This window comes from Ruminococcus sp., assembly GCF_024684275.1.
The window spans coordinates 1-24,167 of record NZ_JAIKXF010000125.1 but is presented as its reverse complement, the minus strand read 5'-3'; the positions used below and the strand labels follow the sequence as shown (position 1 = coordinate 24,167).

The following is a 24,167-nucleotide window of genomic DNA, read 5'->3' as shown; positions in this document are numbered from 1 at the left end:
GGGAGATATACAGGGAGACTACGATGCCACTATGAAAGCAGGTCTTGAATTTATCCATGCTGCCTACGGCTTCGGAACTATAAAACAGACCGTTCCCGAGCTGAAGCAATTCAGCAGCCTGCCAGAGCTTATGAAAGAGCTGGATAAATAACCCCAAGGCAAATGGAAAAGCCGTGCAAAAAGCACGGCTTTTTTCTTATTTATCCGATTCTCTCTGTATCCTGAACTCCACAGAGCGCTTGAGATACTCAAGATAATCCTCGTCACGGCACATAGCCTTGCCGATGTCATCGGAGAGCTTAGCAACAGGACGTCCGTTGACATACTGGAGCTTTATAACGATATTCAGTGCGGTCTCCTCAGTATCATTGGAGCAGAACGTTCCTATGCCAAAGGACACCTTTGTCTTGTCACAGAAATACTCATATAGCTTCTGAGCGCGGTCAAAATCAAGGCTGTCACTGAACAGCAGAAGCTTTGACTTAGGATCAACGCCGTACTTCTTATAGTGAGCTATCATCTTCTCTCCCCATGCATATGGATCGCCGCTGTCATGGCGGACTCCCGTATAGTTATTGACCATTGAGCGGTTGAAATCAAGCAGGAACAGGTCTGTAGTAACTGTATCAGTAAGAGCAGTGCCATTATCGCCCTGATATTCGTTATACCAGTCATTCATGGCATAATGATTTGTATAGGCAAGGGGTATGGAGTCAATTCCCTGATACATCTGCACAAATTCGTGAGCATAAGTGCCTATGGGAGTTACATTGTACTTCATTGCAAGGTAAACATTTGAAGTTCCCACGCACTTGTCTGTCTCAGTGCAAAGACGCTTCACCACAACGTCCTCCCACTCTCTGGAAAGTCGTCTGCGGCAGCCGAACTCGGCAAATTTAAATGTATATGTGCCGTCATTGAGAGCCTTGATCTTTGCGTCAAGACGCTCCTCAGCAGACTTTCTGAGTCTGTCGTAGTCAAACTTCATGCGGAAGTAAACCTCGTTGACTATCTCCAGCAGATATATCTCGAACTGCATAGCGGAGAAAAGCGGTCCGTCAACTACTATCTGAAGCTGACCGTTCTCGTCAAGCTCAGCGGTAACATAGTCGCGGATAGGTCTCCACAGTCTCAGAAACTCAACGTAGTCGTCCTTGATGAAGCGTATTGAGCGCAGGTAGTCCAGCTCTTCCTTTTTGAACGTCAGGGAGCAGAGGTGGTCGATCTGTTCGTTGATCTCCTGCACCATTTCGGCAGTAAAAACAACGTCCTTATTGCGGCACTTGAAGAAATACTGTCCGCAAAGGTCTGTGTGCTTGTGGAAGATGACCTGATCCATGTTGAATTTGTACAGGTCAGTATCCAGCAGAGATACGACTATTGGTTTGAGCTTCATGGTATTAATTCCTTTCTGTCCGATTAAAAATCGGTTATTTTCAGCAGTATATTGAAAAACTTCTTTATACATATCTTCCCCTATAACGCCATAGTAAAATTATAACTCATAACGCCCCGTTTGTCAATAAAAAGTCCTTGACAGGCGGTATATACCGTGCTATAATTAAAGATGGTATTCAACCGACAGTTCGTTTGCGCCATCCTGTCGTTAAACAAAACCAGGGCATCTGTAGCGCAGGGATACTGCGTATTTTTGGAAACAGGTGCGTCTGCTTATGGCAGGCGCTTTTTTATACAATTTTGAGGTGATGTAATGTACATTCTGAAAACATCGGCTGAATTCGACAGCGCTCACTTTCTTGCAGGCTACAAAGGCAAGTGCGCCAATATCCACGGACACCGCTGGAAGATAGAGGTATGTGTGGCTGAGAAAGCTCTCATTGCCGATGGCGAAAAGCGCGGCATGGTAATAGATTTCGGCGACTTGAAGCGCGAGGTACGCGCTCTTGCGGACAGATTCGACCATGCGCTGATATATGAGAAAGGCTCACTGAAAGCCGCTACTCTTGCCGCTCTCAGAGATGAGGATTTCCGACTTATCGAGGTGGACTACCGCCCCACAGCCGAGAATTTTGCCCGCAATTTTTACGAAGCTCTCACATTAAAGGGACTTCCCGTGAAGAGCGTGACCGTATACGAAACACCTGAAAACTGCGCGATATATGAGGAGGAAAGGTAATGCTGCCTGTTGTTGAAAAATTCATAAGCATAAACGGTGAGGGAGCACACGCCGGCGAGCTTGCGGCGTTCATACGCTTCCGCGGCTGCAATCTCAGCTGTTCGTACTGTGATACCTGCTGGGCAAATACCGAAAATGCTCCTGCCGAATACGAAACTATCGGCGAGCTTGCTGCGTGGGTGACTAATACCGGGGTACACAATGTAACCCTCACAGGCGGAGAGCCCTTGCTCCAGAAGGAATGCGGCGCACTGGCGGAGCTTCTCATAAAAAACGGCTGCCGCGTTGAGATAGAGACCAACGGCAGTATCTCCCTCGAAAGGCTTGCCTCTGCGGAATACCGCCCCATATTCACTATGGATTACAAGCTCCCGTCAAGCGGCATGGAGGACTTCATGTGCATAGACAACTTCCGGCTTTTAGGCTGTCACGATACAGTAAAGTTCGTATCGGGAAGCATTTTCGACCTTGAAAAGGCTGCGGAGCTCATAGAGAGCTACCGTCTCACGGAGCGCTGTCATGTTTTTATCAGTCCCGTATTCGGTGAAATAGAGCCTGCGGATATAGTTGACTTCATGGAGGAGCACAAGATGAACGGCGTCCGCTTACAGCTTCAGCTCCACAAATTCATATGGGAACCCACAAGGAGGGGCGTCTAATGGACAGAGAAGCCATAGAATACCACGTTCTCGGACTTTTAAAGGCTATAGGCGAAGACACCGAACGTGAGGGACTTAAAGAAACTCCTGCCCGTGTTGCACGTATGCTTGAGGAAGTCCTTGAGGGAACTGCATATACAAATCATCAGATAGCGGAAATGTTCGGCAAGACCTTTAAGACCGACGACAGCTCAGATATGGACAGCGCTGTTGTAATGAAGGATATAACCGTGTTCAGCTACTGCGAGCACCACCTTGCCCTCATGTACGATATGAGCGTTAATGTCGCATATATCCCTCACGGAAAGGTCCTCGGGCTCAGCAAGATAGCCCGTATCTGCGACATGGCTGCAAAGCGTCTGCAATTGCAGGAGCGCCTCGGCAAGGACATCGCTGAGATAATCTCAGAAGCCGCAGGAACTCCCGATGTGGGAGTTATGATACGGGGCAGCCACAGCTGCATGACAGCAAGAGGCATACGCAATGCAAACGCAAAGACCGTCACAGGAACTTATCTCGGAGAATTCCGCAGAAATGCCGAGCTTAAGGAGCTCATAAAATTTGATTGAGGAGAACTGTATGAAAGCATTGGTACTATTCAGCGGCGGAGTAGACAGCACCACCTGTCTCGGTATCGCCGTCAATAAATACGGAGCGGACGAGGTACTCGCCCTCTCGCTCTACTACGGACAGAAGCACAGCCGCGAGCTTGAAGCAGCACGAAAAATAGCCGCTCACTATGGCGTAAAGCACAAAGAGCTTGACCTTGCTCTTATCTTTGCAGACAGCGACTGCTCATTGCTCAGCAGCTCAACAGAGGATATTCCAAAGGAGTCCTACGCAGAACAGCTCAAAAAGACCGACGGCAAGCCAGTTTCCACATACGTGCCTTTCAGGAACGGTCTTTTCCTGTCCTCTGCTGCCAGCATCGCTCTTTCCAACGGCTGTACGGAGATATACTACGGCGCTCACAGCGACGACGCCGCAGGCAACGCTTACCCCGATTGCAGCAGCGACTTCAACGACGCTATCAATCGTGCCATATACCTCGGCAGCGGTGGTGAACTCCGCGTCACAGCTCCGTTTATCGGCATGAATAAGGCTCAGGTAGTAGCCGAGGGACTTAAACTCGGCGTCCCCTATGAGCTCACATGGAGCTGCTATGAGGGCGGCGACAAGCCCTGCGGAGTCTGCGGAACCTGCCGTGACAGGATAGCAGCTTTCAGAGCCAACGGCATGGACGATCCTGCCATGAAAGGAGAATAACTATGAGCGGAAGAAACGAAAACGAAAAGGGCGATATAACCCTTCTCGGCAATCAGCATACAAAGTATTCCTACGACTATGACCCGTCAGTGCTGGAGACATTCCCCAACAAGCACCCCGACAATGACTACTTCGTGAAGTTCAACTGTCCCGAGTTCACAAGCCTCTGCCCTATCACAGGTCAGCCTGACTTTGCCACAATATACATCTCATATGTGCCTGCTGAAAAAATGGTGGAAAGCAAGTCTCTGAAGCTCTATCTTTTCAGCTTCCGCAACCACGGCGACTTCCATGAGGACTGCGTAAACATAATAATGAAGGACCTCATAAAGCTCATGGAGCCCAAGTACATCGAGGTATGGGGAAAATTCCTTCCCCGCGGCGGTCTGTCCATTGATCCCTACTGCAACTACGGCAAGCCTGGTACCAAATGGGAGAAAATGGCGTGGGAGCGTCTTTCACAGCATGATATGTATCCAGAAACAGTAAACAACCGATAAACGTAATAATTTTCAAAAGCATATGAGTGGGATTCCAAAGGGACTGTGTTCCTTTGGCGGAGTCCAGAGGCAGCGCCTCTGGTGGGTTTGGGCAAAGCCCAAGCATCGAAGGCGCTCCTAACAGGAGCGAGTACCCTCTGTCAGCTACGCTGACATCTCCCTGTACTACAGGGAGTCACCGCAAGGGTGAATTAAAAAAACAGTCCAGTGGACTGTTTTTTTAAGAGGGACGCCCTGCAAGTGAGGGCGTCCCTTAACAGCATACAATATGCAACTATACTCTTTAATATAAACAGACATGAAAAACTCCGCTGTACATCAAATACAGCGGAGTTTCTTTATGGGGTAGTTCAAATGAAAAAAACGTTATGCAATCTCCAGTGAAGCCACCTTCTTGAGAAGGTATTCCTGTATGCGGAGAGCATCATTTGCTGTGATACCCTCGCTTGACTTGTCAACGTCACCGTTGAGAAGTCCCTTTTCTGTAATATGCTTTGCGTCAGAGCCGTTCAGACCGTACTTGTTCGGATTTGCAAGGTACTGCATGATGAGAACAACGTCTGACATATCTATTTCGCCGTCGCAGTTTGCATCGCCGTACTTGTCAGCCTTATCGTCAGGCTTGACAGTAGTAGTTGTTGTAGTCTCAGTCGAAGTTACAGTTGTCGTAGTTGATGTAGATGTTGATGTTGAAGTGGAAGTTGTAGTTGATGTTGTTGATGATGTAGTTGTCTCGGAGGTGGTTGTAGTTGTAGTAGTTGTTGTTGTTGTCTGCTGAGTGCCGTTTGAAGATATTATGAATGCCTTTATGCTCTCAGCACCCGAAGCAGGAGGAGTTATCTCCTTGCCCGACTTGTCGGAAGCATACCACGCCTGTAAGAGTGCGGATTTTTCCTTCTTGATGTTCTCGATTAGCTGCTTCTTTACGTCAGCATCAGTAACTGCCTCAGCAGGCTCAGTGGATACGTCCATTACCTGCTTAGGATTATTCATATCGAGAGTTATAACGCCTGACTTCTTAGCCTCCCATACATATGACACCCAGTAGCTCTTGCCGTTGAGCTGAGGTGAGAAGCCCAGACAGCCGTTCATGAAATTGGTATTGCCTGTGAACTGAACATCAACGAAAGCGGTTTCGCCGATGCTTGTACCGAAGGATACAGTGCCGCTGCCATTGTCAGTGCCGTATATCTTGTCACTCTCGGAAACATTTGCAGATGTGGTGGTTGTAACTATCTCATTGGGGTTAGTCACTGATGTAACGATAGTTGACTGAGCGCTTCCTCTTGCGTACTTATTGATAGCAGCAACTATCTCTGGGCGCTTCCATGTACAGTTTGACCTGTCAAGGAGCATGAAGCTTATATCGTCCCACCAGCAGCAGGTAACGCCTACAGATGAAGCATAAGCTGTGAAATAAGCCGCACAGTCAACTCTGTCCTGCACGTTATTGCCCTTTTCTCTTGCGCCGTACTCACCTACGTAAACAGGGATACCCTTTGATGTGTACTTCTGATACACCTTGTCAAACGCCTGATTTATCTCGCCTGTGTCTGTGTTGATGTTGAACTTTGATACGCTCTGTGAGTCGCTTTCCTCAGCGAGGGCGAAGCCGTACGGGAGATAAGCGTGTACTGCAACGATAAGTCTGTTCTGCACCTTATCGCTTGGTATCTGGAAGTTTTCATTTGTAGCACCGTCAACTGAGCAGTCATAGCCGGGGACTGCAACATATCTTGTGCCGTTGTTTCCGCCTGATGAACGGATAGTATCTAGAACGTCCTGATTGAGCTTGTTTATAGTCTTTATAGCGTCTATACAGTCAGGATTTGAAGGATTTATCCACCACTCGTTCTGATGACCGATAAGACGGGGCTCGTTCATAGTCTCAAAAATGAGCTTATTGTCGTATTCCTTGAATCGCTCAGCTATCTGTGACCATACAGTAGTCATGTATTTCTTTGACTGAGCATAATGAGCAGTATCAGGGTACATATGCTTGTCATCGTTATCGTGGTGAACATTGAGGATAACGTACATATCATTATCTATAGCATAGTCAACTATCTCCTGAACTCTGTCCATCCACTGCTTTGTTATCTGATAATTGCCGTCAACGTGGTTGTGCCATGATACAGGTATACGAACGGTTCTGAAGCCAGCCTCCTTAACAGTGTCTATCATCTTCTTTGAGGTCTTGTAGCCGCCGTTCCAGCAGGTCTCGATGCCCATTTCGCTGCCTACCCAGCCTGTATCGTCGATAGCGTCCATAGTATTTCCGAGATTCCAGCCGAGGCGCATATCCTTCACGAACTTGATACCCTCAGTCTCGGGAACGGATTTTGCAGGGATATTGAGGTTTGGTATATTGTAATCGGCAGCAGCCACCTTATTGCTTGTAAGGAGAGGTACTGAAAAATCGCCGATATCGGTAACGTTTATGTCGGAGCTTGCTGCTGCGGCAGAAGCGCTGTATGCGCTGTCAGAGCTGTCTGCCGTCTGCTGAATGCTGACGCTGACAGCAGATGTGGTGAATATCGGGCTTCCCATAGCAGATGAAGCGAGAGTAACTGCTGCAAGTGCCACAGACCAGCTCTTTTTGAAAAAACTATTCATGATAAAACTTCCCTTCTTTTATAGTTTAGAGTTGAAAGTGAAGAGTTTAGAGTTTATGTGTTCGCTGCGCTCATATCATTTAAATAACGTCGCCGCAAAGGCGACACCGCAACTTTCAACTCTCAACTCTCAATTCTCAACTTTGCGTTTAACCGCGTTCATATCGTGTTGATTTTATTATAGAGCAACAAGATGTAAAATTCAATGAAAATTTCAACTCAATTTATGTACTTTTCAGCTTTTTACAGTTGATTTTTTTGTACAGTCATTGTATAATGAAAGAAAAAGGGGGCAAGAAAATGAGAAAACGCATAGCATTCATAACCGTAAATGCCGAAAAGCTCTACCAGACCAGCCTTATCGAGGCAATGGCTCAGCAGTCCGCAGCTCTCGGATATGACCTTGTGGTACTGACGCATTTCGTAAACTACGACAACGAGACCGACCACCTGAAAGGCGACGAGAATATCTACACCCTCATCAGGCAGCTCAGCTTCGACGGGGCTGTTTTCGATTCAGGCTCATTCTACAGCCGTTCCCTGTCAAAAAAGCTGGAGGATATGCTCTGGGAAAAGGGCATACCCGTAATCGCCCTTGACTATCTCAGTGACCGCTTTGAGAGCTGTCTGCAAAACAACAGAGAGAACTTCCGAAAGCTAACCGAACACTTCATAAAAGTACACGGCTTCAGAAAAATATACTGTCTCAGCGGTCCCGAGGGTATCATACACTCTGACCAGCGTATAGAGGGCTATCGCGATGCCCTCGAAGAAAACGGTCTGCCATTCCGTCAGGACTATGTATTCTACGGCGACTTCTGGGTAAATTACGCAAATGACTTCGGGGCACGTATTGCTGAGGGCAAGATAGAGCGTCCCGAAGCCATAGTCTGCGGCAATGACTACATGGCATTGCAGCTCTGCCTCTCCCTTGCCGAAAACGGCATAAACGTCCCCGACGACATTGCTGTGGGCGGCTACGACGGCAACCCCGATGTCAGCAGCTATCAGCCCTCACTCACCACCTTCGGCAATGCTTTCCTTGAAAACGGTATCGAAGCCATCTGTCGGCTGCACAGGCTCATAAGCGGCGAAGCCCCCACACAGCGCATAGAAGTCCGGCCTGCCGTAAAAACAGGCGCAAGCTGCGGCTGTAAGGCTGATACCTCGGGAGATGCCGCCATAAGCGAGAAGATGTTTGCAAGGGACATGAGCATGAGCATTTTTATGCACAGCAACTACTCCTCTATGATGAACAATGTAAAGAATATGGACGAATGTGCCATAGTCCTTGCGCAGAATGCATACCTCTTAGATCCGCGAAGCGACTTTTTCCTCCTTCTGTGTGAAGGCGATGACAGTGCAAACAGCGGCTACACAAAGGAAATGCGGTGCCGCATAGCCTATTGCCGCGGAATGAGCGATATTACTCCGCGGAGATTCACCCTTGACAGGCTGATACCGCCACAGGAGCTCTCCGACGAGCCTGCCGCATATATCTTCACTCCCCTGCACTACCTCGACAGAAATTTCGGCTGCTGCGTCCGCCGCTGCACAGGAGCTGTCATATTCGAGCAGTATTACGGCGAATTCTGTCAGGTCGCCGCAAATTCCATAGAGCGCATACGAATGCTTGATTACGAAAGGTCTCTGAACGAAAAGATACAGCGGCTTTCCGAGCGTGATATCCTCACAGGACTTTTCAGCCGCAAGGGACTTATCTCCCGAACAGATACGCTCAGTACTGACCGCCCGTATTACGGCGTTATCTACTGTATCGAGGACGCAGAGCAGCTTCGCGGACAGTACGGCAGCGAACACGTCAGACAAATTATAGTTACCTTTGCGCAGGCGGTGAACCTTTCCTGTGCAAGGGACGAGCTTGCAGCAAGAACAGGCAGCGATGAGTTCATCATCATAGGCGAATGTGACGGTTCGGAATTTCCTGAGCAGCTTTTCGTAAACCTGCTAAGATCGAACCTGAAAATGACAGAAGTCCAGCAGAATGTCAGTATTTCCGCTAAGCTCAGGCGTTTATCCGCCGTCACCCAAAGCGGCACAGCTCCCACGGATATGATAGCACAGCTTGAAGAAAGGCTTGAAGCCGCACGAAGCTCCTCAGACGGCAGCAGCAGTGCCTATCTTGCGAAAATCCGTGAACTCCGCTGTCACGTCTATGAAGAGCCCCAGCTTGAATGGACAGCCGATAATGCCTCTGCAAAGATAGGCATCAGTACCTCCTACTTTCAGCACCTGTACCGCCAGTTCCTGAACATCAGCTTCAACGCCGACGTTATCTCAGCAAGACTTGCCCTTGCGGAAAGACTGCTGACAAGCACAGCTCTCAGCATAGGCGAGATCGCTGAGAAATGCGGATACCCCGACGCCTCGCACTTTATGAAGCTTTTCCGCAGAAAAAAGGGCATGACCGCCTCGGAATACCGCAAAGACAAAAAACAGGCATAAAGCTAAGCTTTATGCCTGTTCTGCTTTATATCCTGCGGAACATATAAGCTCCGCTCTTATTTTCCGCCGCATATTCAGCACCACTGAAAACAAAGGTATACCGTTCAGGCTTGAAGTTCCTGATAGTCACCCTGTCCCCTGTGTTGATATTCCTTATGATAACGCTATTATCGCCGGAAGCAGTGAACACCATTTCCGAGGGCTGCATACCCTCAAAAATCAGCTTTTCATCGCCGTCTGTGTCGTTTATTGTATCGCTGCCGAAGCCCCTCTTGAAATAGTACTCATCATCGCCTACACCGCCGCAGAGAATGTCATTCCCCTCATCGCCGTGAAGCTTATCATTTCCCACACTTCCGTAGAGAGCGTCATTGCCTGCTCCGCCCTTGAGGGTATCATCTCCGAAGCCGCCGTGAAGGTAATCGTTGTCCTGATCTCCACGTAAGGTATCCATGCCTTCTCCGCCAAAGAGCTTATCGCTGCCGCCCCAGCCAAAGAGCCTGTCATTGCCTTCCTCACCGTAAATATCGTCATCGCCCCCATGACCGTGGAGGGTATCATTGCCTCTGCCGCCGTATATAGCCTCGGCTTCGTCGGTGTACATCAAGCTGTCATCTCCGCTGGTTCCGTATCTCAGCAGCTTCCCCTCATTGTTGCGGTACTCAAAATACCTGCTCCAGTTATTGAAGCCTGCAAGACTTCCCAGACCTATGCTGCGCAGGAAGCCCTCGCGTACTCTCATGGAGTCTTTGATACACGACTTTACAGCAGCAACTGCATTGCTCACAATGCTTGCAGTGCCTTTCAGACAGGAGCTGACCATGTCCATAGCTGAAAGCTGATTCTGTAAAATAAGTCCCAGCTCTGCTGTCAGCTGCTTTGAGGTGACCTCTCCCACTGCATAGCCTACCTGTGCCGCTCGCTCTGAGATACTCTCTATAGCAAGAGAAGCGCCGAGGTAATAAAGCTTCATTAAGTCGGGATCAGACATTACATAATTCAGCCTGTCGCTGATAGGCGCAGAAGCAAGAGAGCTGTCCGCATTGACGTCATTCGGCAGGATAAGCAAGTCAAAGAGCATATCCTCACCCTGTCTTGTACCCACATACGAGGTCAGAGGAACGATTATCTCATAAAGATTCGTAAGGAATCCCACGCTTTCCTCAAGAGTAGCCTTTTCACCGCCCAGACCGTTGGGAGAATTGCTTCCGCCGATAAACTGCTCAGAAAGTGTCATAAGAGTCCTGCATATATCCTCTCTCTTATCATGGGGAAGATTCATGGCATTTCTGCTCAGCTCCTGCGAGCACCGCGCCAGCTCTCTCTGCCTGCTTACCTGCTCGTTGAACATATTTGTCCTGAAATCGAAAAGATAATCGCAGTAATGCGCGTCAACATCCTTATAATACTCTGGCACGATAGTATGAGCGCCAAAAATATCCGCAGAAGCCGTATTAGTCCTGATATAGACAGTATTTGGCTTGGGTATCACCTTGTTTCCGAGGACGTTCACATAGTCGTTGTCTCCGCAGACGGAATACATCTTTTCACACAGCGATCTCACGCGGCTGTTTTTTTCGATGTAGTAGTCGATGCTTTTCAGAAACTCAGGAGAAAATCCCTGACCGTCAAAGGATATGCAGTACCTGACCTTGCCGCCGTAACCCGATTTCAGCGTGACGAACTGAGAAAGGTTTCCGCCCTTTGAATGGCCTGTGACAACAAGCTTAACATTGTCACCGAGGTCAAGAGTATCCAGTACATCGTTAAAGTAGCGAAGCGCCACATTCTGATACTCTGACGAGGTATTGGAAAGTCCGTCGCCGTTGTCATACCAGCGTCCCGTACCTGTACCGCGGTATACCACGTAAACCGCTGTGCCGTCGGAGCTTCTGAATACAGCACCGCAGGCTCCCTTGTACCTTTTCCTGTCATGCTCTGAAAAGCTTACAAGTTCCAGTGCGCCCACATCGGCATTCCTTTTGAGAGCAAGGCTTCTCTTTACTATTTCCAGAGCCGCCTTCTGAGAATCCTCCAGACCGTCAAAGCTTATCTGTTCGATAATGCTTTTCAGCGATATGCTTTTTTCACTTTTGATACATCTGTCAACATACATGAATGTATTGAGTATTATCGAAGCTCTTGCTTCATTTGTTATACCTTTTTCCGCAAAGAAATCTGACATAGACATTTACCCCCATTTTTTGTCCGTTATATTATACTCATCGTCCATTCCCACAGTACAGTCCGCTGTAATATGAGCCTTGTCAACATCAGAGACAGACTCTGCGAAATCATAGAACTTATCGCTGTCAAGGTATGCAATATAGAAATAGCAGCGTATTTTTTCTTCCCTGAGCTTTTCAAGAAGCTCATCAAGCTTCTTTTCCTTCTGTGACATATCCTGTCCGCTTGGAAGAAGCACGGAATAATAGCACTTTGAAGCCCTCAGCATTTCCTGCGCCGTGGAATCCTTTCCCATATCCGCAGGCAGCACCATTTTATCATCGGGAGCATAGAACACTCTGCACCTGCCGTAGACCTGCTCTGCTAAGGCTTGCAGGTAAGCCTCTGCGTCACTTCTGAGATAATACGCCATATAATTGTCCCTGTTCTCTGTCTTTCCGTCGAAAACTCCGCGGACAGCGTAAACCGTGTCATCGGGGAGCTTCTCCGAACGGACGTGAATCGCGCAGTGCTCCTGCATAGCTGTGCCGCCTCCTGCATTATCCACAAAGGTAAAGTGCTCGCCGTACTTTTCATCCAGGCTTTCCATAAGAAGTGCCTGACCGTCCTTTACAGGCACAGCCGCATCGTTCTTATTGCAGCCTGCGCCGCCGAAGATGACAGCCGCTGCAAGAGCTGCCCCAAGAGCTGTACGCTTAATGTGCTTTCCTATATATATCACCTCCTATATCAGCCTTTTGCTGCCTTTTCCAGAGCTTTTATCACATTCTTGTGTACGGGGAACCTCCTGCTTCTCGGGTGATCCATTTTGTACTGCTCAAGAAGCCGCTTTCCGTCCTCGGCTGACAGCATACCTGCCAGCTCTAATGTCAGGCTGTGAACTGCATTCATGGGCATCAAAGCACTTGCGGGCTGTTCCTCATCGCAGGGCGCATGATATATAAACTCCAGCAAGCTGCTGACCTCATCAGAGGAGGGCTTTTCTGCCGCAAATGCTTTGAGAAGCCTTTCAAGCTCTTCAAAAAAGCGGTCATGGCAAGGATCGTCAGCGAGCTTCTTCCCCATTCCGAAAAGCCCGTCCCACGCCTTTCTCTCCCCTTCAAGCCTTGCGACCTGTGCAGTATATTCCTCATAGACAGCGCGTACATCGTCAAGCATCATAGCTGCTCCTCACTGTCATCGGCTCCCTCAGCAGCCTCGTCAGCTTCCACGTCAGCTTCGGCAGCTTTCATCTCTTTGCGGAACAGATTATATGTATACACGATAAAAGCTATATCCGCCGCAATGAAAACTGCTCCGATAACACGGCAGGCTGCAGCGCTCATTGTTGTATCCTCAGCCGAAACTATCTTGAAAGCAAGATACGCGATATATACCGCCACCAACACTCTGAGGACAGCTCCTCTTCCTGCCCTTGCCCGCTTTTCCGCATCGTAATTTATACCGTTCATCAGTAATATCCCTTTCCGTTATAAACTGCGGCCCGGAGCGCAGAATCGTCCCGAGCCGCACATGGTATCAGCTTAACCTGCTTTACCTGTCTTTTTGTTTGAAACAACGTCAAAGATAACAGCTACAAGAAGAACCGCACCCTTGACTACATACTGCCAGTTGTTGTCAAGTCCCTTGATAGACATACCCTGATTGATAACACCCAGAAGTATAGCTCCGACTACTACACCGCCGACAGTACCGCTTCCGCCGTATGCAGAAGCACCGCCTATGAAGCATGAACCGATAGCGTCCATTTCAAATGAGTTACCTGTATCACCGTTGATAGAACCGATACGGGCACCGATGAGAAGTCCCGAAAGACCTGCAAGGAGCGACATGGATGTATATGCCATGAAGTATACCTTGTTTGTATTGATACCCGAGAGCTTAGTAGCCTTTTCGTTTCCGCCAACAGCATAGAAGTAGCGTCCGAATGCTGTTTTTGAAGTAATGAATGCATAGATGAATACTATAGCAAGTACCCACAGAGCCATTACAGGGATACCCTTATAGTTTGCAAGCTTCCATGTGTAGGCGATGATAAGCAGGTCTATAACAGCTATCTTGCCAAACTGTGATACTGCTGATGCCTGCTTGTAGCCCTTCTTTGCCTTCTTTACACGATTAAAAACTGTTACGGCAGCAAGTATGCACGAAATAGCTATACCTGCGATAAGCGCCGACCATTTTATGTCCTTGTCAAGCCCCGGTATCTCGATATACGAAGCAAAGGTCTTGAGAAATGTCTCATTGTTGATAGCTATGGTCTTTGACTCAAGTATTGCACGTCCTATACCTCTGAACAGGAACATTCCTGCGAGGGTACAGATAAACGGCGGTATATGTACATAGCCTATCCAGAAGCCCTGCCACATACCTATCACGACGGACAAAAGCAGGCAAAGGAATATGACCGCATAAGCGTTCATGTTATGCTTTGACATAAGCTGTGCCGCTATGGCACCTACAAGGCAGACCGTAGAGCCTACCGAAAGGTCGATATTACCGCCTGTGAGGATACATAAAAGCATACCGCAGGCCATTACAAGTACGTATGCGTTCTGGAGCAGAAGATTTGAAAGGTTCTGTGCAAGCAGAAGCTTCTGATCTGTCCATATAGCAAAGAATATGAATACCACGACCAATGCAATGACCATGGTGTATTTTTTAACGAAAGTTTTGACGTTCATATTATACTCCTTCGATCATTTATTTTTTATCAGACTGTAGGATAGCCGCCATGATCTTCTCCTGCGTAGCCTCCGCAGCAGGCATCTCTGCGACCATTTTTCCCTCATTCATAACATAGATACGGTCACACATACCGAGAAGCTCAGGCATTTCCGACGATATCATCACCACGGATTTTCCCTGTGCCACAAGATCGTTCATTATGCAGTATATCTCATACTTTGCACCTACGTCGATACCTCTTGTGGGCTCGTCGAGTATGAGCACCTCAGGATCAGCGAACATCCACTTTGAAAGCAGCACCTTCTGCTGATTTCCTCCCGAGAGGTTTCCGACAGCCTGCTGTACAGAAGGAGTCTTTGTATGGAGCTTTTCCCTGTATTCCTCTGCCACAGCGTTTTCCTTGTCAGTATTTATGATGCCCTTGCCGCAGACCTTTTCAAGGCGCGACATTGTTATATTCTTGGCAATACTGTCCGCAAGAATAAGGCCATTGCCCTTTCTGTCCTCGGTAACATATGCAAGTCCTGCCTTTATAGCGTCACGAACGTTTTTCAGCTCCTTCTGCTCACCGTCTATCTTCAGATCTCCACTGATATTTGAGCCGTATGACCTGCCGAAAACAGACATTGCAAGCTCAGTGCGTCCTGCACCCTGAAGTCCCGAGAATCCTACGATCTCGCCGCGGTGAACATTGAATGAAACATTGTCCACGACCTTTTTCTCAATATATAGCGGATGATGGACCGTCCAGCCGCTGACCTCCATGCCTATCTTGTCGCTTATATTATGCTCGCGTGAAGGATAGCGGTCACTGAGCTCACGCCCGACCATTCCGCTGATGATACGTGCCTCGTCAACATTATGATCTGCGTTGTCGATAGTCTCGATAGTTGAGCCGTCACGGATAACGGTTATCTTATCTGCAACGTATGATATTTCATTGAGCTTATGTGAGATTATGATAGAAGTCATGCCCTTCTGCTTGAAGCTGATAAGCAGGTCAAGAAGCATCTTTGAGTCCTCTTCATTAAGTGATGAGGTAGGCTCGTCAAGAATGAGCAGCTTAACGTCCTTGCTGAGCGCCTTAGCTATCTCAACGAGCTGCTGCTTGCCTGTACCGATGTCCTTTATGAGAGTAGTAGCCTCTTCCTTTAAGCCTACCTGCTTCATATGCTCGCCTGCTTCATGGTAGGTCTTATCCCAGTCTATGCCAAAGAGTCCCTTGCGCTCATTGCCCAGGAACATATTCTCGCCTATAGAAAGCTCGGGTATGAGAGCGAGCTCCTGATGAATGATAACGATACCCTTTTCCTCGCTGTCATGAAGAGTCTTGAATCTGCACTCCTCACCGTTGTACACGATACTACCTGTATACGAACCGAAAGGATAGGTACCGCTGAGTACATTCATAAGAGTGGATTTACCTGCTCCGTTTTCTCCTACGAGAGCGTGTATCTCACCCGGTCTGACTTGCAGATTAACGTTATCGAGAGCCTTTACACCGGGGAATTCCTTTGTTATGTTTTTCATTTCAAGAATAAATTCTGCCAAGTATATCCCTCCTTTATCCTGTCTGTCATTATTTTCCGAATACACCTGAATATTCAAAAAAGGGCAGGCAGAGCCCGCCCTTTTACAGACAATATAGCAGTATTATTCGTTATCAGGTGGTCTCAGCTGTAGACTCGAGATACTTGTTATCGCTGTCCCACTTGTAAAGACCTGTCTTTACGAGAACATCGAGATTATCCTTTGTGATGACATAAGGCACGAGGAGGTATGAAGGAACCACCTTTGAACCGTTGTCGTATGAAGATGTATCGTATGCAGCCTCTGCCTCGATAGAGCTGAGAAGTCCCTCATCAGGTGTCTGACCTGAAAGGATAGCTTTTGATACTTCAAGAGTTGCAGCTGCCTCATCGTTTACATTCTTGTAAACTGTCATTGACTGCTTGCCGTCAACGATATTCTTGAGGTTAGCTATATCGCCGTCCTGACCTGTTACGATAGGAACGTTCTTGCCCTTATAGTCAGAAGCAATAGCCTGAGCTACACCGAGAGCTGTAGAGTCGTTTGAACAGAGGGCAACATCGAGCTGCTCATCCTTTGAATAGTAAGAAGCAAGAGTATTCTGCATATTCTCAAGAGCCTTGTCTGTAGACCACTTATCTGTAGCTACCTGCTCGAACTTAGTCTTGCCTGACGGGATATTGAGCTTGCCTTCGTCGATGTACTTTTTAAGAGCGTCATAAGCGCCGTTGAAGAAATAGCCGGCGTTATTATCAGCAGGATCGCCTGCGGTGAATTCGATATTGAAAGGACCTGCCTCACTGTCGAGCTTGAGCTGGTCGCGAACAAATTCGCCCTGAAGCTTGCCTACTGTGTAGTTATCGAATGAAACGTAGTATGAAACTGCGTCTGTGTTCATGATAAGACGGTCATAAGCAACTACTGAGATGCCTGCATCCTTAGCGTCGGAAAGTGTCTGAGAGAGGGTATTTCCGTCGATAGCCGCAATAAGGAGAAGGTCTACATTGTCAGCGATCATACCTTGTATATCGTTGTTCTGCTGGTTTGTGTCGTTGTCTGAATACTTCAGCTCGACCTTATAGCCAGCCTCTTCAAACTTATCCTTGAGGTATTCACCGTCGCGGTTCCAGCGCTCGAGAGACTTTGTAGGCATAGCGATACCAACAGTCTTTCCTTCGCCGCTGGAAGATTCATCGGTTTTTGAAGATGAACCTTCGTCTGTTTTAGCGTCTGTTTTTGATTCAGTGTTAGAGCTTGTTTTTGCACCGGTGTCGCTGTCGGAAGAAGATGATGCTCCTCCGCATGAAGCGAGTGTGCCTAACATCACCAGTGTAGAGAGTACTGCAAGAAACTTTTTCATGATAATGATCCTCCTTATGTTAAATTTAATTTGTGAAAAAATTATTGCCTTACATTATGTTATAACAAATGCTTATGAAAACATTTTACACAGATTTACTGCTCATGTCAATAGATTATTCGGCTGTTTTGTGGATTATCATCAAAAATTTGGCGTATTGTATAATGAAACCAGCTGTAATCTGTAAAAAATGACAAGCTGCTGAATAACGTACAATGTCATAAATATAACTTTTTGTGCAAACCGTTGACAAACAGCGTAAAAAAAGGTATAATATCGTGGTAAAGGAGCTGATGACAATGCAGAATGTCACCACCGAAAAAGCACTGAAAAACCAGCTTGCCTCCGTCCGTATGGAGGGCTACCGCTTTTCGGAAAAAGAGATCGAAAATGTTAAAAGATGTCTTAGCGGTGAGCTGTCATTCAAGCAGTTCACGGATAAGATAATCAAAGACGTCAAAAGAAAATAATGGCTGTCTATAGGATAGAGGGTTGTCAGTGGAACTGCTACCCTGATACCACAGTGCTCATAAACAAGCTTGATATAAGAGACCAGAATGAGCTTGATGCTCTCGAAAAGCAGATAACTCTGCTCCGCGGAATCCAAGCTGAACAGGAAACGCAGTTCGTCAATGTTGACTTTGAGTTCTACAAGTCTCTCCACAAGACGCTTTTCGGAGACCTCTACGATTGGGCTGGCTGTCTCCGTACTATAAATATTTCGAAAAAGGGCACTGTTTTCTGCAAATATACCGAGCTTGAACGGCTGGGCGAACTTAAATTCAAAAGGCTTGCCGCTCAGAATTATCTCTGCGGTCTGTCTGATGACGAATTTCTCAATGAGATAGCCGAGCTGTACCACGATCTCAATATGCTCCACCCATTCCGCGAGGGCAACGGACGCACCCTGCGCCTGTTCGTAACTCTGCTGGTGCGCAATACAGGGCGTGATATAGACTTTGCCGAATGCGGCACGGATATGCTCATTATCGCAGCTATAAAAGCTGCACAGGGCGATCTCTCCATGCTGAAAGAGGTATTCGGAGAGATGATCTCACCATCAATGTAAAGGACCGCTTTTAAGGCGGTTTTTTTATGGTTTATATTGAAACAAAATCGGTATACCATTTGTAATATTCAGTAGTTTTTCTTCAATTCTTTATACAAATGTAACATTTTTGTGAACCCTAAACTTTGTTTTGGCATACAAGTTGACAAATACAATGAAATAATGTAAAATGATAGTATAAATAATGTGACCTCAGTAATCGCCGTAAGGCGGTTATCCTACTGAACTTTGTTCAGGCAGCGCAAATCCGTTATATTTTGAGGAATTTGCGCATCACATTCTTTTTGTCAGGCTCACTCTGCCCTGTCGGGCAAAACAGCCGGCATTATAAGTGTAACTATTCGGAGAAGCTCCTTCCCTCTATTTGAGCTTCTCCCTCGGATAAAACGGACAGAGGTATCAAAATGTCAAGATCAATAAATAAATCTATCGGATCGTTTGCGGCAGGCATACTCGTCTTTTTTGTTCTCATCAGCTTCGGCATTTCGTTCTCTTGCGTGCATATCATAGGCTCACGCTACTGTGAACGTGCCGCTTCAGCCGCTCTTGATTTCTCTGCGCTGACTATCAACGCAGATAAGGCAAGAACAAGCTTTAAAACAAGAATAAAATCTGATGACTATGAATCGGTACAAAACAAGCTTTCCGCATATCAACGCAGCAACAGTGACATAATCAGCAGGATATCCCTTGTCAGCTTCAGCAATACCTCAGGTATATATATCTACGATTCAGGCGGAGAGCCTCTTGGCTCGCATCTTGATTATACAAGCTACACCTCGTCTGTAAAGGCTGAACTGATAAACGGCAGAAACTCAATGAAACACGTCAGCAGAGGCAGACTTACAGTGTACCGTCCACTGAGAACTGTTGACGACAATCTCTGCGGCATAGTGATAGTACAGCTTCAGGAACCCTTCGAGAAGCAGTATTTCATGTTTATCGCAGCTGTGTTCGGTGCGCTTCTTCTTCTCGGCGCATTATTTGTGCTGATCCTGATACTGCACCTGAAAAAGAAAATATCCTCACCGCTCAGGCAAATATCCTCTTACATAAGTTCTATCAAGAAAAGCGAAGAAAAGCAGGAACAGGCCGACGCCTCGGTCATCTTAGATGATACGCGTGAGGACGAGATAGGTCAGCTCACCGCTTCGCTTAAAGAACTTCTGTGCAGCTTGGATACAGGCGAAAAAGACTTGTTACAGGCTGTATATGACGCCAACCACGACGGTATGACTCAGCTGTTTAACAAGCGCTACTATCACAGCATGGTGGATACCTTCCGCAAGTACGACTCTCTCTTTTTCATATACTTCGATGTAAATAACCTCAAGCTCATAAACGACACCCTCGGTCACGAGAGCGGCGACTTTGTCATCAAGAGAGCCGCAGCCTACATAAGAGAACTTCTCGAGGACGGAGATTATGGTTTCAGAATGGGCGGCGACGAGTTTCTAATCGTTATGACAAAAGGTCCTCTCAGAAGGTTAGACAGAGTAATGGACAAGCTAAATGAAGATTCGCCGTATATACTCAGCAGAAAAAGCGATTCCATAAAATGCTCGCTGTCATACGGCTGCTCATACGCAAATGGCGTATTTTCCTATGATGCTCTCCTTGCAAAAGCCGAGGAAAATATGTACATAAAAAAAGCTGAGATCAAAAAGCTTCTTCAGATGCCCGACAGATAAGCGAGGTGGTAGTTTTGGAAAAGAAAAAAAAAATAAGGCGCAGATTCGCTCCATTTTCCAATACTCCTGTAAGTATAAAAAACGGAGCCCTCGTCATCATGATGCTGCTTGCAGTAATGACGATATGGGGCTCTATGGTAAGAACTATCACTCTTACCCAGAAAGTAAAATACAAGCAAATGGAGCACACTGTAGTCACAGCCTCTGAGCAGATAGTCAACCTATCCGTCGAAAGCGCCGTGTCTATCGCCAAAAATATCTATACAAACGAAGCTATATATGATTTTCTCAACGAACAGTATTCATCTGAAGCAGAATTCTACGCTGCCTCCTTTCCCCTCCAGCATAATACGGCTCTGAATATCGCTGAGACCAATATAGTAAAACGCTGCACCATCTACACCTCAAATCCTACCATTCTTGCAGGCGGCAACATAAAAAAGCTTGAATCCGCAGTAAACGACTACTGGTACAAGTACTTCAAGGAACTCAACAAATCCACTGTGCTCTGCATAGATCAGGATAAGAACGAGTTTATTCTCGTCAGAAAGCTGGATTACTACAACCTCGATACGGGAGACAGCTACCTCTGTCTCGAAATGAACAACAAGGTAATATCAGAATTTGCCGACAGTCTTGATTTCGACGGAGAGCTCTATATAATGAGCGGCAATCATCTCCTGTACACCAGCGACAAGGACGCCTTTACAAGCGATAGTATAGCTATCAGTCAGGACTTTGAGTGTATTACCAGAAACTATTACACGCTTGATATAGAGTTCTACTCTCGCTCACGCAAAAACACATTCATGGACTTTATAAAGCTAAACAAGCAGCTCATGCTTCTGCTGGCAGGCATAATCGTAGTCTCTGTCATTGCGGGACATATGCTTTCTGTAGGCATAAAACGCAGAGTCAAGGCGGCATCGGCAGAATACAAGGCTCTTGGCATCATACAGCATACCAGCCGCGGCAAAAACGGCAGGGACGAAATAGGCACCCTGCTCGATATATGCTGTGATATGTCTGACAAGCTCCAGCAGAGCGGAATGGAATTCAAGATGAGGAACGCATCTCTGCTGCGAAAGGAATCCGATTACTCATCACTGTTCAAAACAGCAATGCGCCTCGACGCAGAGCTTACTATGGGCGAAAAATACCCGAACATCAAATCAAACAGTAACGACGAGGACATATCACTTACACAGGAAGCAGAGCTCATCGAGGAGATCGCAGGCAAATTCGGAACAAAATTCTCGGCATCTCCCATACCGCCTGAGAAATGGCACGTACCCGCCTATTCCTTTGCCCTCATTGCAGCGGATATATTCAAGCATTACAATGATGTTTCCTCTAACATTCTTGTGACCGAGGATACCGCCGTCATCTCCTTCGAGAGCAGCGATATGCCATCGACCGACGATATGCTCAAGCTAAGCGCCATATTCGAGGACGGCAATATAAGCGATGAGTATAACTTTAACAGACACTACCGATTCAACCCGTATCTGCGGCTTAAACACTGTCTCGGAGAACGTGTGGGATTCGAGATCCCCTTCCGTGACAGATTCAGGTTCGTATTTACATTAAAGAAAGATACAGATTAGGGGGGATAGTATGACGATAAGGAAAATGACGGCAGCTCTTGCCGCCGCTGCAGCGACGCTTTCAATAGGCGGCTGCGGCAGCAAAAAAGCCGACGAAAACAATATCAGGGAATTCACCGGAATATTTGCAGCAAGGATCGCCGATATTGACAGAGATAATGAGATACAGCAGCTCATCGGCGAAAAAACCGGCGTTATCCTTCGTCAGACATGGATATCCGATCAGGACGATATAGACAAGTACTTCAGCGATATGATCATATCCAATAAATACCCCGATTTCATGACGCCCGATGCTGCAAACTGTCAGAAGCTGATCATGGAAGGCGCTTTTATCCCATTAGACAGCTACTGGGACAATTACCCGAGAATAAAGAATATGTACACCGAAAAAGAGTGGGACAGCGTCCGCGCTGATGACGGTCATATATATTATATACCTCTGTTCTCCGCTATCAATATCAAGGACACAAACCCTATCCACAGCGGCGAAGCCTTCTGGATACAGGTAAAGGTCTTAGAATGGGCAGGCTATCCTGATATAAAAACTCCCTATGAGTACTTTGACCTTATCGAAAGATACCTCGAAGCCAACCCAACCAATAAAAACGGCGAGCGATACTACGGCTACGAAATAGAGGCAAACGACGCATGGTTCTTTGCCCTTGACAATCCGCCCATGTTTCTTGACGGCTATCCCAACGACGGCTGCTGTATTGTTGACGCGGAAACTCTCGAAGCTAAGGACTACAACCTCACTCCCACAGCAAAGGCATGGTATAAGCTTCTGAATGAGGAATACCGTAAGGGCGTCATCGACAAGGAATTTTCAATGCTCAATTCCGAGCAGTACTACTCAAAGCTCTCATCAGGCAGAGTTCTGGGCATGATAGACCAGAACTGGAACTTCTCCAGCGCAGTAAACAAGCTGCCCCCTGACTGCACATATATCCCTCTTGGAATTACTATGGACAGAAGTATCCCCGACAGATACCGTGACCGCGTTGCATTCAACGGTTCCGCAGGCGTCGGAGTCTCAATAAGCTGCGAAGACCCCGAGGCGGCAATAAAGTTCATCAGCGACCTGCTTGAACCCGAGATACTCAATCTCCGCTTCTGGGGCATCGAGGGTGTTGACTACTGCGTTGACAAAGACGGCATATTCTACCAGACCGACCAGCAGTACGCACAGTGGCGCAGCGAAGAATACCGCAGAAAGCATATATGCACTTACAACTATATGCCCTATTATCTTGGCATGGCTCCTGACGGCAAAAACGCCTTTGAGTCAACAAATCAGCCGAACATATTCTATGAGCATCTGTCCGACGATGTACAGCGCTGCTTCAGCGCATACGGCATACAGACCTACACAGAAATGCTCAACGATCCGCATGAGAATTCACCGTGGTACCCCATGTGGTCATACAGCAATTCAGTTACCGATGATACAGACTACGGAAAGATAATGAAGCAGATAGACGCCGCAAAGCATAAGTATCTGCCGCTTCTTGTAATGAGCAGTGATTTTGAAAGCACATGGGAAGAATATCTTGAGGAATACAGCAATATAGATACTCAGGTTTACTTTGACGAGCTTACAGCAGAGGTCCGCAGAAGAACAGCAGAATAACAAACAGCAGCAACACGGTAAACAGCTGTGCTAAATTTTGATTTTACCCGTGAGCCATTAGCCGTTAGCTCATTGCAGGGGCAAATATTATCCGCCGCTTCCTAATGGCTAAAAGCTAATGGCTAATGACTTCAAAATTAAACTGCGCCGCTTTTACCGATAAACTAAAACAGCCGCCCAAATGGGCGGCTGCCTTATTATCTCATGAATCCGGATCAAACCAGTGACTGGATAATCCCTAAGAGGAACTGCTGTATTTTAAGGGCATCATTTGTGGTCAATCCCTTAACCGATGTATCAACATCGGCATTTGCATTGCCCTGCGCTGTAAGTGCGTTCTGGTCAGATCCGCCGATAGCGTACTTGTTGGGATTTGCAAGAGACTGCATGATAAGAACAACATCTGACATATCAACTGTATTATCGCAGTTAGCGTCGCCAGCCATCTTCATAGTAGGCTCTGCGGTTGTAGTTGTTGTCACAGGTTCAGTAGTTGTTGTAGTCGCTGTAGTAGTTGAGGTCGTAGTCGGCTCAGCAGTTGTGGTAGTTGTGGAGGTAGTTGTAGTAGAAGTTGTGGTTGTCGTTGTGGTAGTAGTTGTTGTGGTGGTGGTTGTAGTCGTTGTAGTAGTTGTAGTAACAACAGGACCGTCGATCTTTACGCCAGCCTTGGCAACGATAGCCTCGTCAATGCTGAAATCACTTGTTCCCTCTTCCGTCTCAACATAGAGGATATATCCCGAGCCCTCGGGAAGCTTATAG

At 47.1% G+C, this 24,167-nt stretch carries 20 protein-coding genes and 1 pseudogene; 11 read left to right on the top strand and 10 right to left on the bottom strand.

The features are described 5' to 3' along the window. Positions 1-196 precede the first annotated feature (196 nt). The gene (gene pncB / locus K5677_RS13655) at positions 197-1,396 is read right to left on the bottom strand and encodes a nicotinate phosphoribosyltransferase (protein ID WP_296729056.1); all 1,200 of its coding nucleotides are present in this window, start codon (positions 1,394-1,396) and stop codon (positions 197-199) included. Positions 1,397-1,711: 315 nt separating this feature from the next. Here pncB and queD point away from each other — a divergent pair, with 315 nt between their 5' ends. From queD to queF, 5 genes are read left to right on the top strand one after another with little or no spacing between them, the layout of a single operon-like run. Beyond that, entirely contained in the window at positions 1,712-2,137 is a 426-nt protein-coding gene (gene queD / locus K5677_RS13650) for a 6-carboxytetrahydropterin synthase QueD (protein WP_296729054.1), read from the top strand. Next, a complete protein-coding gene (gene queE / locus K5677_RS13645; protein ID WP_296729052.1) occupies positions 2,137-2,796 on the top strand; it encodes a putative 7-carboxy-7-deazaguanine synthase QueE in 660 nt (219 codons plus the stop codon). The genes queD and queE overlap by 1 nt, the downstream gene beginning before the upstream one ends. Beyond that, complete coding sequence (gene folE, locus K5677_RS13640) at positions 2,796-3,365, top strand: GTP cyclohydrolase I (RefSeq protein ID WP_296729050.1); 570 nt, start codon at positions 2,796-2,798, stop codon at positions 3,363-3,365. Before queE ends, folE begins: the two co-directional genes overlap by 1 nt. 10 nt (positions 3,366-3,375) lie before the next feature. Next, entirely contained in the window at positions 3,376-4,062 is a 687-nt protein-coding gene (gene queC / locus K5677_RS13635) for a 7-cyano-7-deazaguanine synthase QueC (RefSeq protein ID WP_296729047.1), read from the top strand. A gap of 2 nt (positions 4,063-4,064) precedes the next feature. Further along, the gene (gene queF, locus K5677_RS13630; protein ID WP_296729044.1) at positions 4,065-4,562 is read left to right on the top strand and encodes a preQ(1) synthase; all 498 of its coding nucleotides are present in this window, start codon (positions 4,065-4,067) and stop codon (positions 4,560-4,562) included. A gap of 366 nt (positions 4,563-4,928) precedes the next feature. On the opposite strand, the gene K5677_RS13625 is transcribed toward queF, so the two are convergent. Beyond that, on the bottom strand, positions 4,929-7,178 hold the full coding sequence (locus tag K5677_RS13625; RefSeq protein WP_296729042.1) for a cellulase family glycosylhydrolase: 2,250 nt from the start codon (positions 7,176-7,178) through the stop codon (positions 4,929-4,931). 299 nt (positions 7,179-7,477) lie between these two features. Here K5677_RS13625 and K5677_RS13620 point away from each other — a divergent pair, with 299 nt between their 5' ends. Then, positions 7,478-9,643, top strand: coding sequence for a substrate-binding domain-containing protein (locus K5677_RS13620; protein ID WP_296729039.1), 2,166 nt, complete (start codon positions 7,478-7,480; stop codon positions 9,641-9,643). 25 nt (positions 9,644-9,668) lie between these two features. Here the strand turns inward: K5677_RS13620 and K5677_RS13615 are convergent, their stop codons facing one another. The 7 genes from K5677_RS13615 to K5677_RS13585 all read right to left on the bottom strand — a co-directional run bounded on the left by K5677_RS13615 (position 9,669) and on the right by K5677_RS13585 (position 17,408). Then, positions 9,669-11,828 (bottom strand): Mbeg1-like protein, encoded by a 2,160-nt coding sequence (locus tag K5677_RS13615; protein ID WP_296729036.1) that lies wholly within the window; start codon positions 11,826-11,828, stop codon positions 9,669-9,671. Between the two features lie 6 nt (positions 11,829-11,834). Then, positions 11,835-12,551, bottom strand: coding sequence for a hypothetical protein (locus tag K5677_RS13610; RefSeq protein WP_296729035.1), 717 nt, complete (start codon positions 12,549-12,551; stop codon positions 11,835-11,837). An 8-nt stretch (positions 12,552-12,559) separates the two neighbouring features. Next, positions 12,560-12,991: a hypothetical protein gene (locus K5677_RS13605; protein WP_296729034.1), complete on the bottom strand. Its 432-nt coding sequence runs from the start codon at positions 12,989-12,991 to the stop codon at positions 12,560-12,562. Beyond that, complete coding sequence (locus tag K5677_RS13600) at positions 12,988-13,281, bottom strand: hypothetical protein (RefSeq protein WP_296729033.1); 294 nt, start codon at positions 13,279-13,281, stop codon at positions 12,988-12,990. Before K5677_RS13600 ends, K5677_RS13605 begins: the two co-directional genes overlap by 4 nt. 72 nt (positions 13,282-13,353) lie before the next feature. Continuing rightward, positions 13,354-14,514, bottom strand: a complete 1,161-nt coding sequence (locus K5677_RS13595; protein ID WP_296729032.1) for a sugar ABC transporter permease — start codon at positions 14,512-14,514, stop codon at positions 13,354-13,356. Positions 14,515-14,533: 19 nt separating this feature from the next. After that, the gene (gene mmsA / locus K5677_RS13590) at positions 14,534-16,069 is read right to left on the bottom strand and encodes a multiple monosaccharide ABC transporter ATP-binding protein (protein WP_296729030.1); all 1,536 of its coding nucleotides are present in this window, start codon (positions 16,067-16,069) and stop codon (positions 14,534-14,536) included. Positions 16,070-16,181: 112 nt separating this feature from the next. Beyond that, entirely contained in the window at positions 16,182-17,408 is a 1,227-nt protein-coding gene (locus K5677_RS13585; protein ID WP_296729028.1) for a sugar-binding protein, read from the bottom strand. Between the two features lie 299 nt (positions 17,409-17,707). Between K5677_RS13585 and K5677_RS13580 the strand changes: the two genes are divergently transcribed. From K5677_RS13580 to K5677_RS13560, 5 genes are all read left to right on the top strand, one after another. Beyond that, positions 17,708-17,878: an antitoxin VbhA family protein gene (locus K5677_RS13580; RefSeq protein WP_296729027.1), complete on the top strand. Its 171-nt coding sequence runs from the start codon at positions 17,708-17,710 to the stop codon at positions 17,876-17,878. Next, positions 17,878-18,477: a Fic family protein gene (locus K5677_RS13575; RefSeq protein ID WP_296729025.1), complete on the top strand. Its 600-nt coding sequence runs from the start codon at positions 17,878-17,880 to the stop codon at positions 18,475-18,477. Before K5677_RS13580 ends, K5677_RS13575 begins: the two co-directional genes overlap by 1 nt. Positions 18,478-18,881: 404 nt before the next feature. Next, positions 18,882-20,168: a GGDEF domain-containing protein gene (locus K5677_RS13570; RefSeq protein ID WP_296729023.1), complete on the top strand. Its 1,287-nt coding sequence runs from the start codon at positions 18,882-18,884 to the stop codon at positions 20,166-20,168. 14 nt (positions 20,169-20,182) lie between these two features. Beyond that, positions 20,183-21,775, top strand: coding sequence for a hypothetical protein (locus K5677_RS13565; protein ID WP_296729021.1), 1,593 nt, complete (start codon positions 20,183-20,185; stop codon positions 21,773-21,775). A 10-nt stretch (positions 21,776-21,785) separates the two neighbouring features. Next, the gene (locus K5677_RS13560; RefSeq protein ID WP_296729020.1) at positions 21,786-23,408 is read left to right on the top strand and encodes an extracellular solute-binding protein; all 1,623 of its coding nucleotides are present in this window, start codon (positions 21,786-21,788) and stop codon (positions 23,406-23,408) included. 215 nt (positions 23,409-23,623) lie between these two features. Here the strand turns inward: K5677_RS13560 and K5677_RS13555 are convergent. Next, a pseudogene (locus K5677_RS13555) lies at positions 23,624-24,167 on the bottom strand (glucuronoarabinoxylan endo-1,4-beta-xylanase); the annotation flags it as partial.

Coding starts and splice junctions, on each gene's coding strand:
- K5677_RS13575 (WP_296729025.1), top strand. CDS start 17,878: ATGGCTGTCTATAGGATAGAGGGTTGTCAGTGGAACTGCTACCCTGAT.
- pncB (WP_296729056.1), bottom strand. CDS start 1,396: ATGAAGCTCAAACCAATAGTCGTATCTCTGCTGGATACTGACCTGTAC.
- queC (WP_296729047.1), top strand. CDS start 3,376: ATGAAAGCATTGGTACTATTCAGCGGCGGAGTAGACAGCACCACCTGT.
- K5677_RS13580 (WP_296729027.1), top strand. CDS start 17,708: ATGCAGAATGTCACCACCGAAAAAGCACTGAAAAACCAGCTTGCCTCC.
- K5677_RS13570 (WP_296729023.1), top strand. CDS start 18,882: ATGTCAAGATCAATAAATAAATCTATCGGATCGTTTGCGGCAGGCATA.
- folE (WP_296729050.1), top strand. CDS start 2,796: ATGGACAGAGAAGCCATAGAATACCACGTTCTCGGACTTTTAAAGGCT.
- queD (WP_296729054.1), top strand. CDS start 1,712: ATGTACATTCTGAAAACATCGGCTGAATTCGACAGCGCTCACTTTCTT.
- queE (WP_296729052.1), top strand. CDS start 2,137: ATGCTGCCTGTTGTTGAAAAATTCATAAGCATAAACGGTGAGGGAGCA.
- K5677_RS13625 (WP_296729042.1), bottom strand. CDS start 7,178: ATGAATAGTTTTTTCAAAAAGAGCTGGTCTGTGGCACTTGCAGCAGTT.
- K5677_RS13560 (WP_296729020.1), top strand. CDS start 21,786: ATGACGATAAGGAAAATGACGGCAGCTCTTGCCGCCGCTGCAGCGACG.
- K5677_RS13585 (WP_296729028.1), bottom strand. CDS start 17,408: ATGAAAAAGTTTCTTGCAGTACTCTCTACACTGGTGATGTTAGGCACA.
- K5677_RS13595 (WP_296729032.1), bottom strand. CDS start 14,514: ATGAACGTCAAAACTTTCGTTAAAAAATACACCATGGTCATTGCATTG.
- K5677_RS13615 (WP_296729036.1), bottom strand. CDS start 11,828: ATGTCAGATTTCTTTGCGGAAAAAGGTATAACAAATGAAGCAAGAGCT.
- K5677_RS13620 (WP_296729039.1), top strand. CDS start 7,478: ATGAGAAAACGCATAGCATTCATAACCGTAAATGCCGAAAAGCTCTAC.
- K5677_RS13605 (WP_296729034.1), bottom strand. CDS start 12,991: ATGATGCTTGACGATGTACGCGCTGTCTATGAGGAATATACTGCACAG.
- K5677_RS13600 (WP_296729033.1), bottom strand. CDS start 13,281: ATGAACGGTATAAATTACGATGCGGAAAAGCGGGCAAGGGCAGGAAGA.
- queF (WP_296729044.1), top strand. CDS start 4,065: ATGAGCGGAAGAAACGAAAACGAAAAGGGCGATATAACCCTTCTCGGC.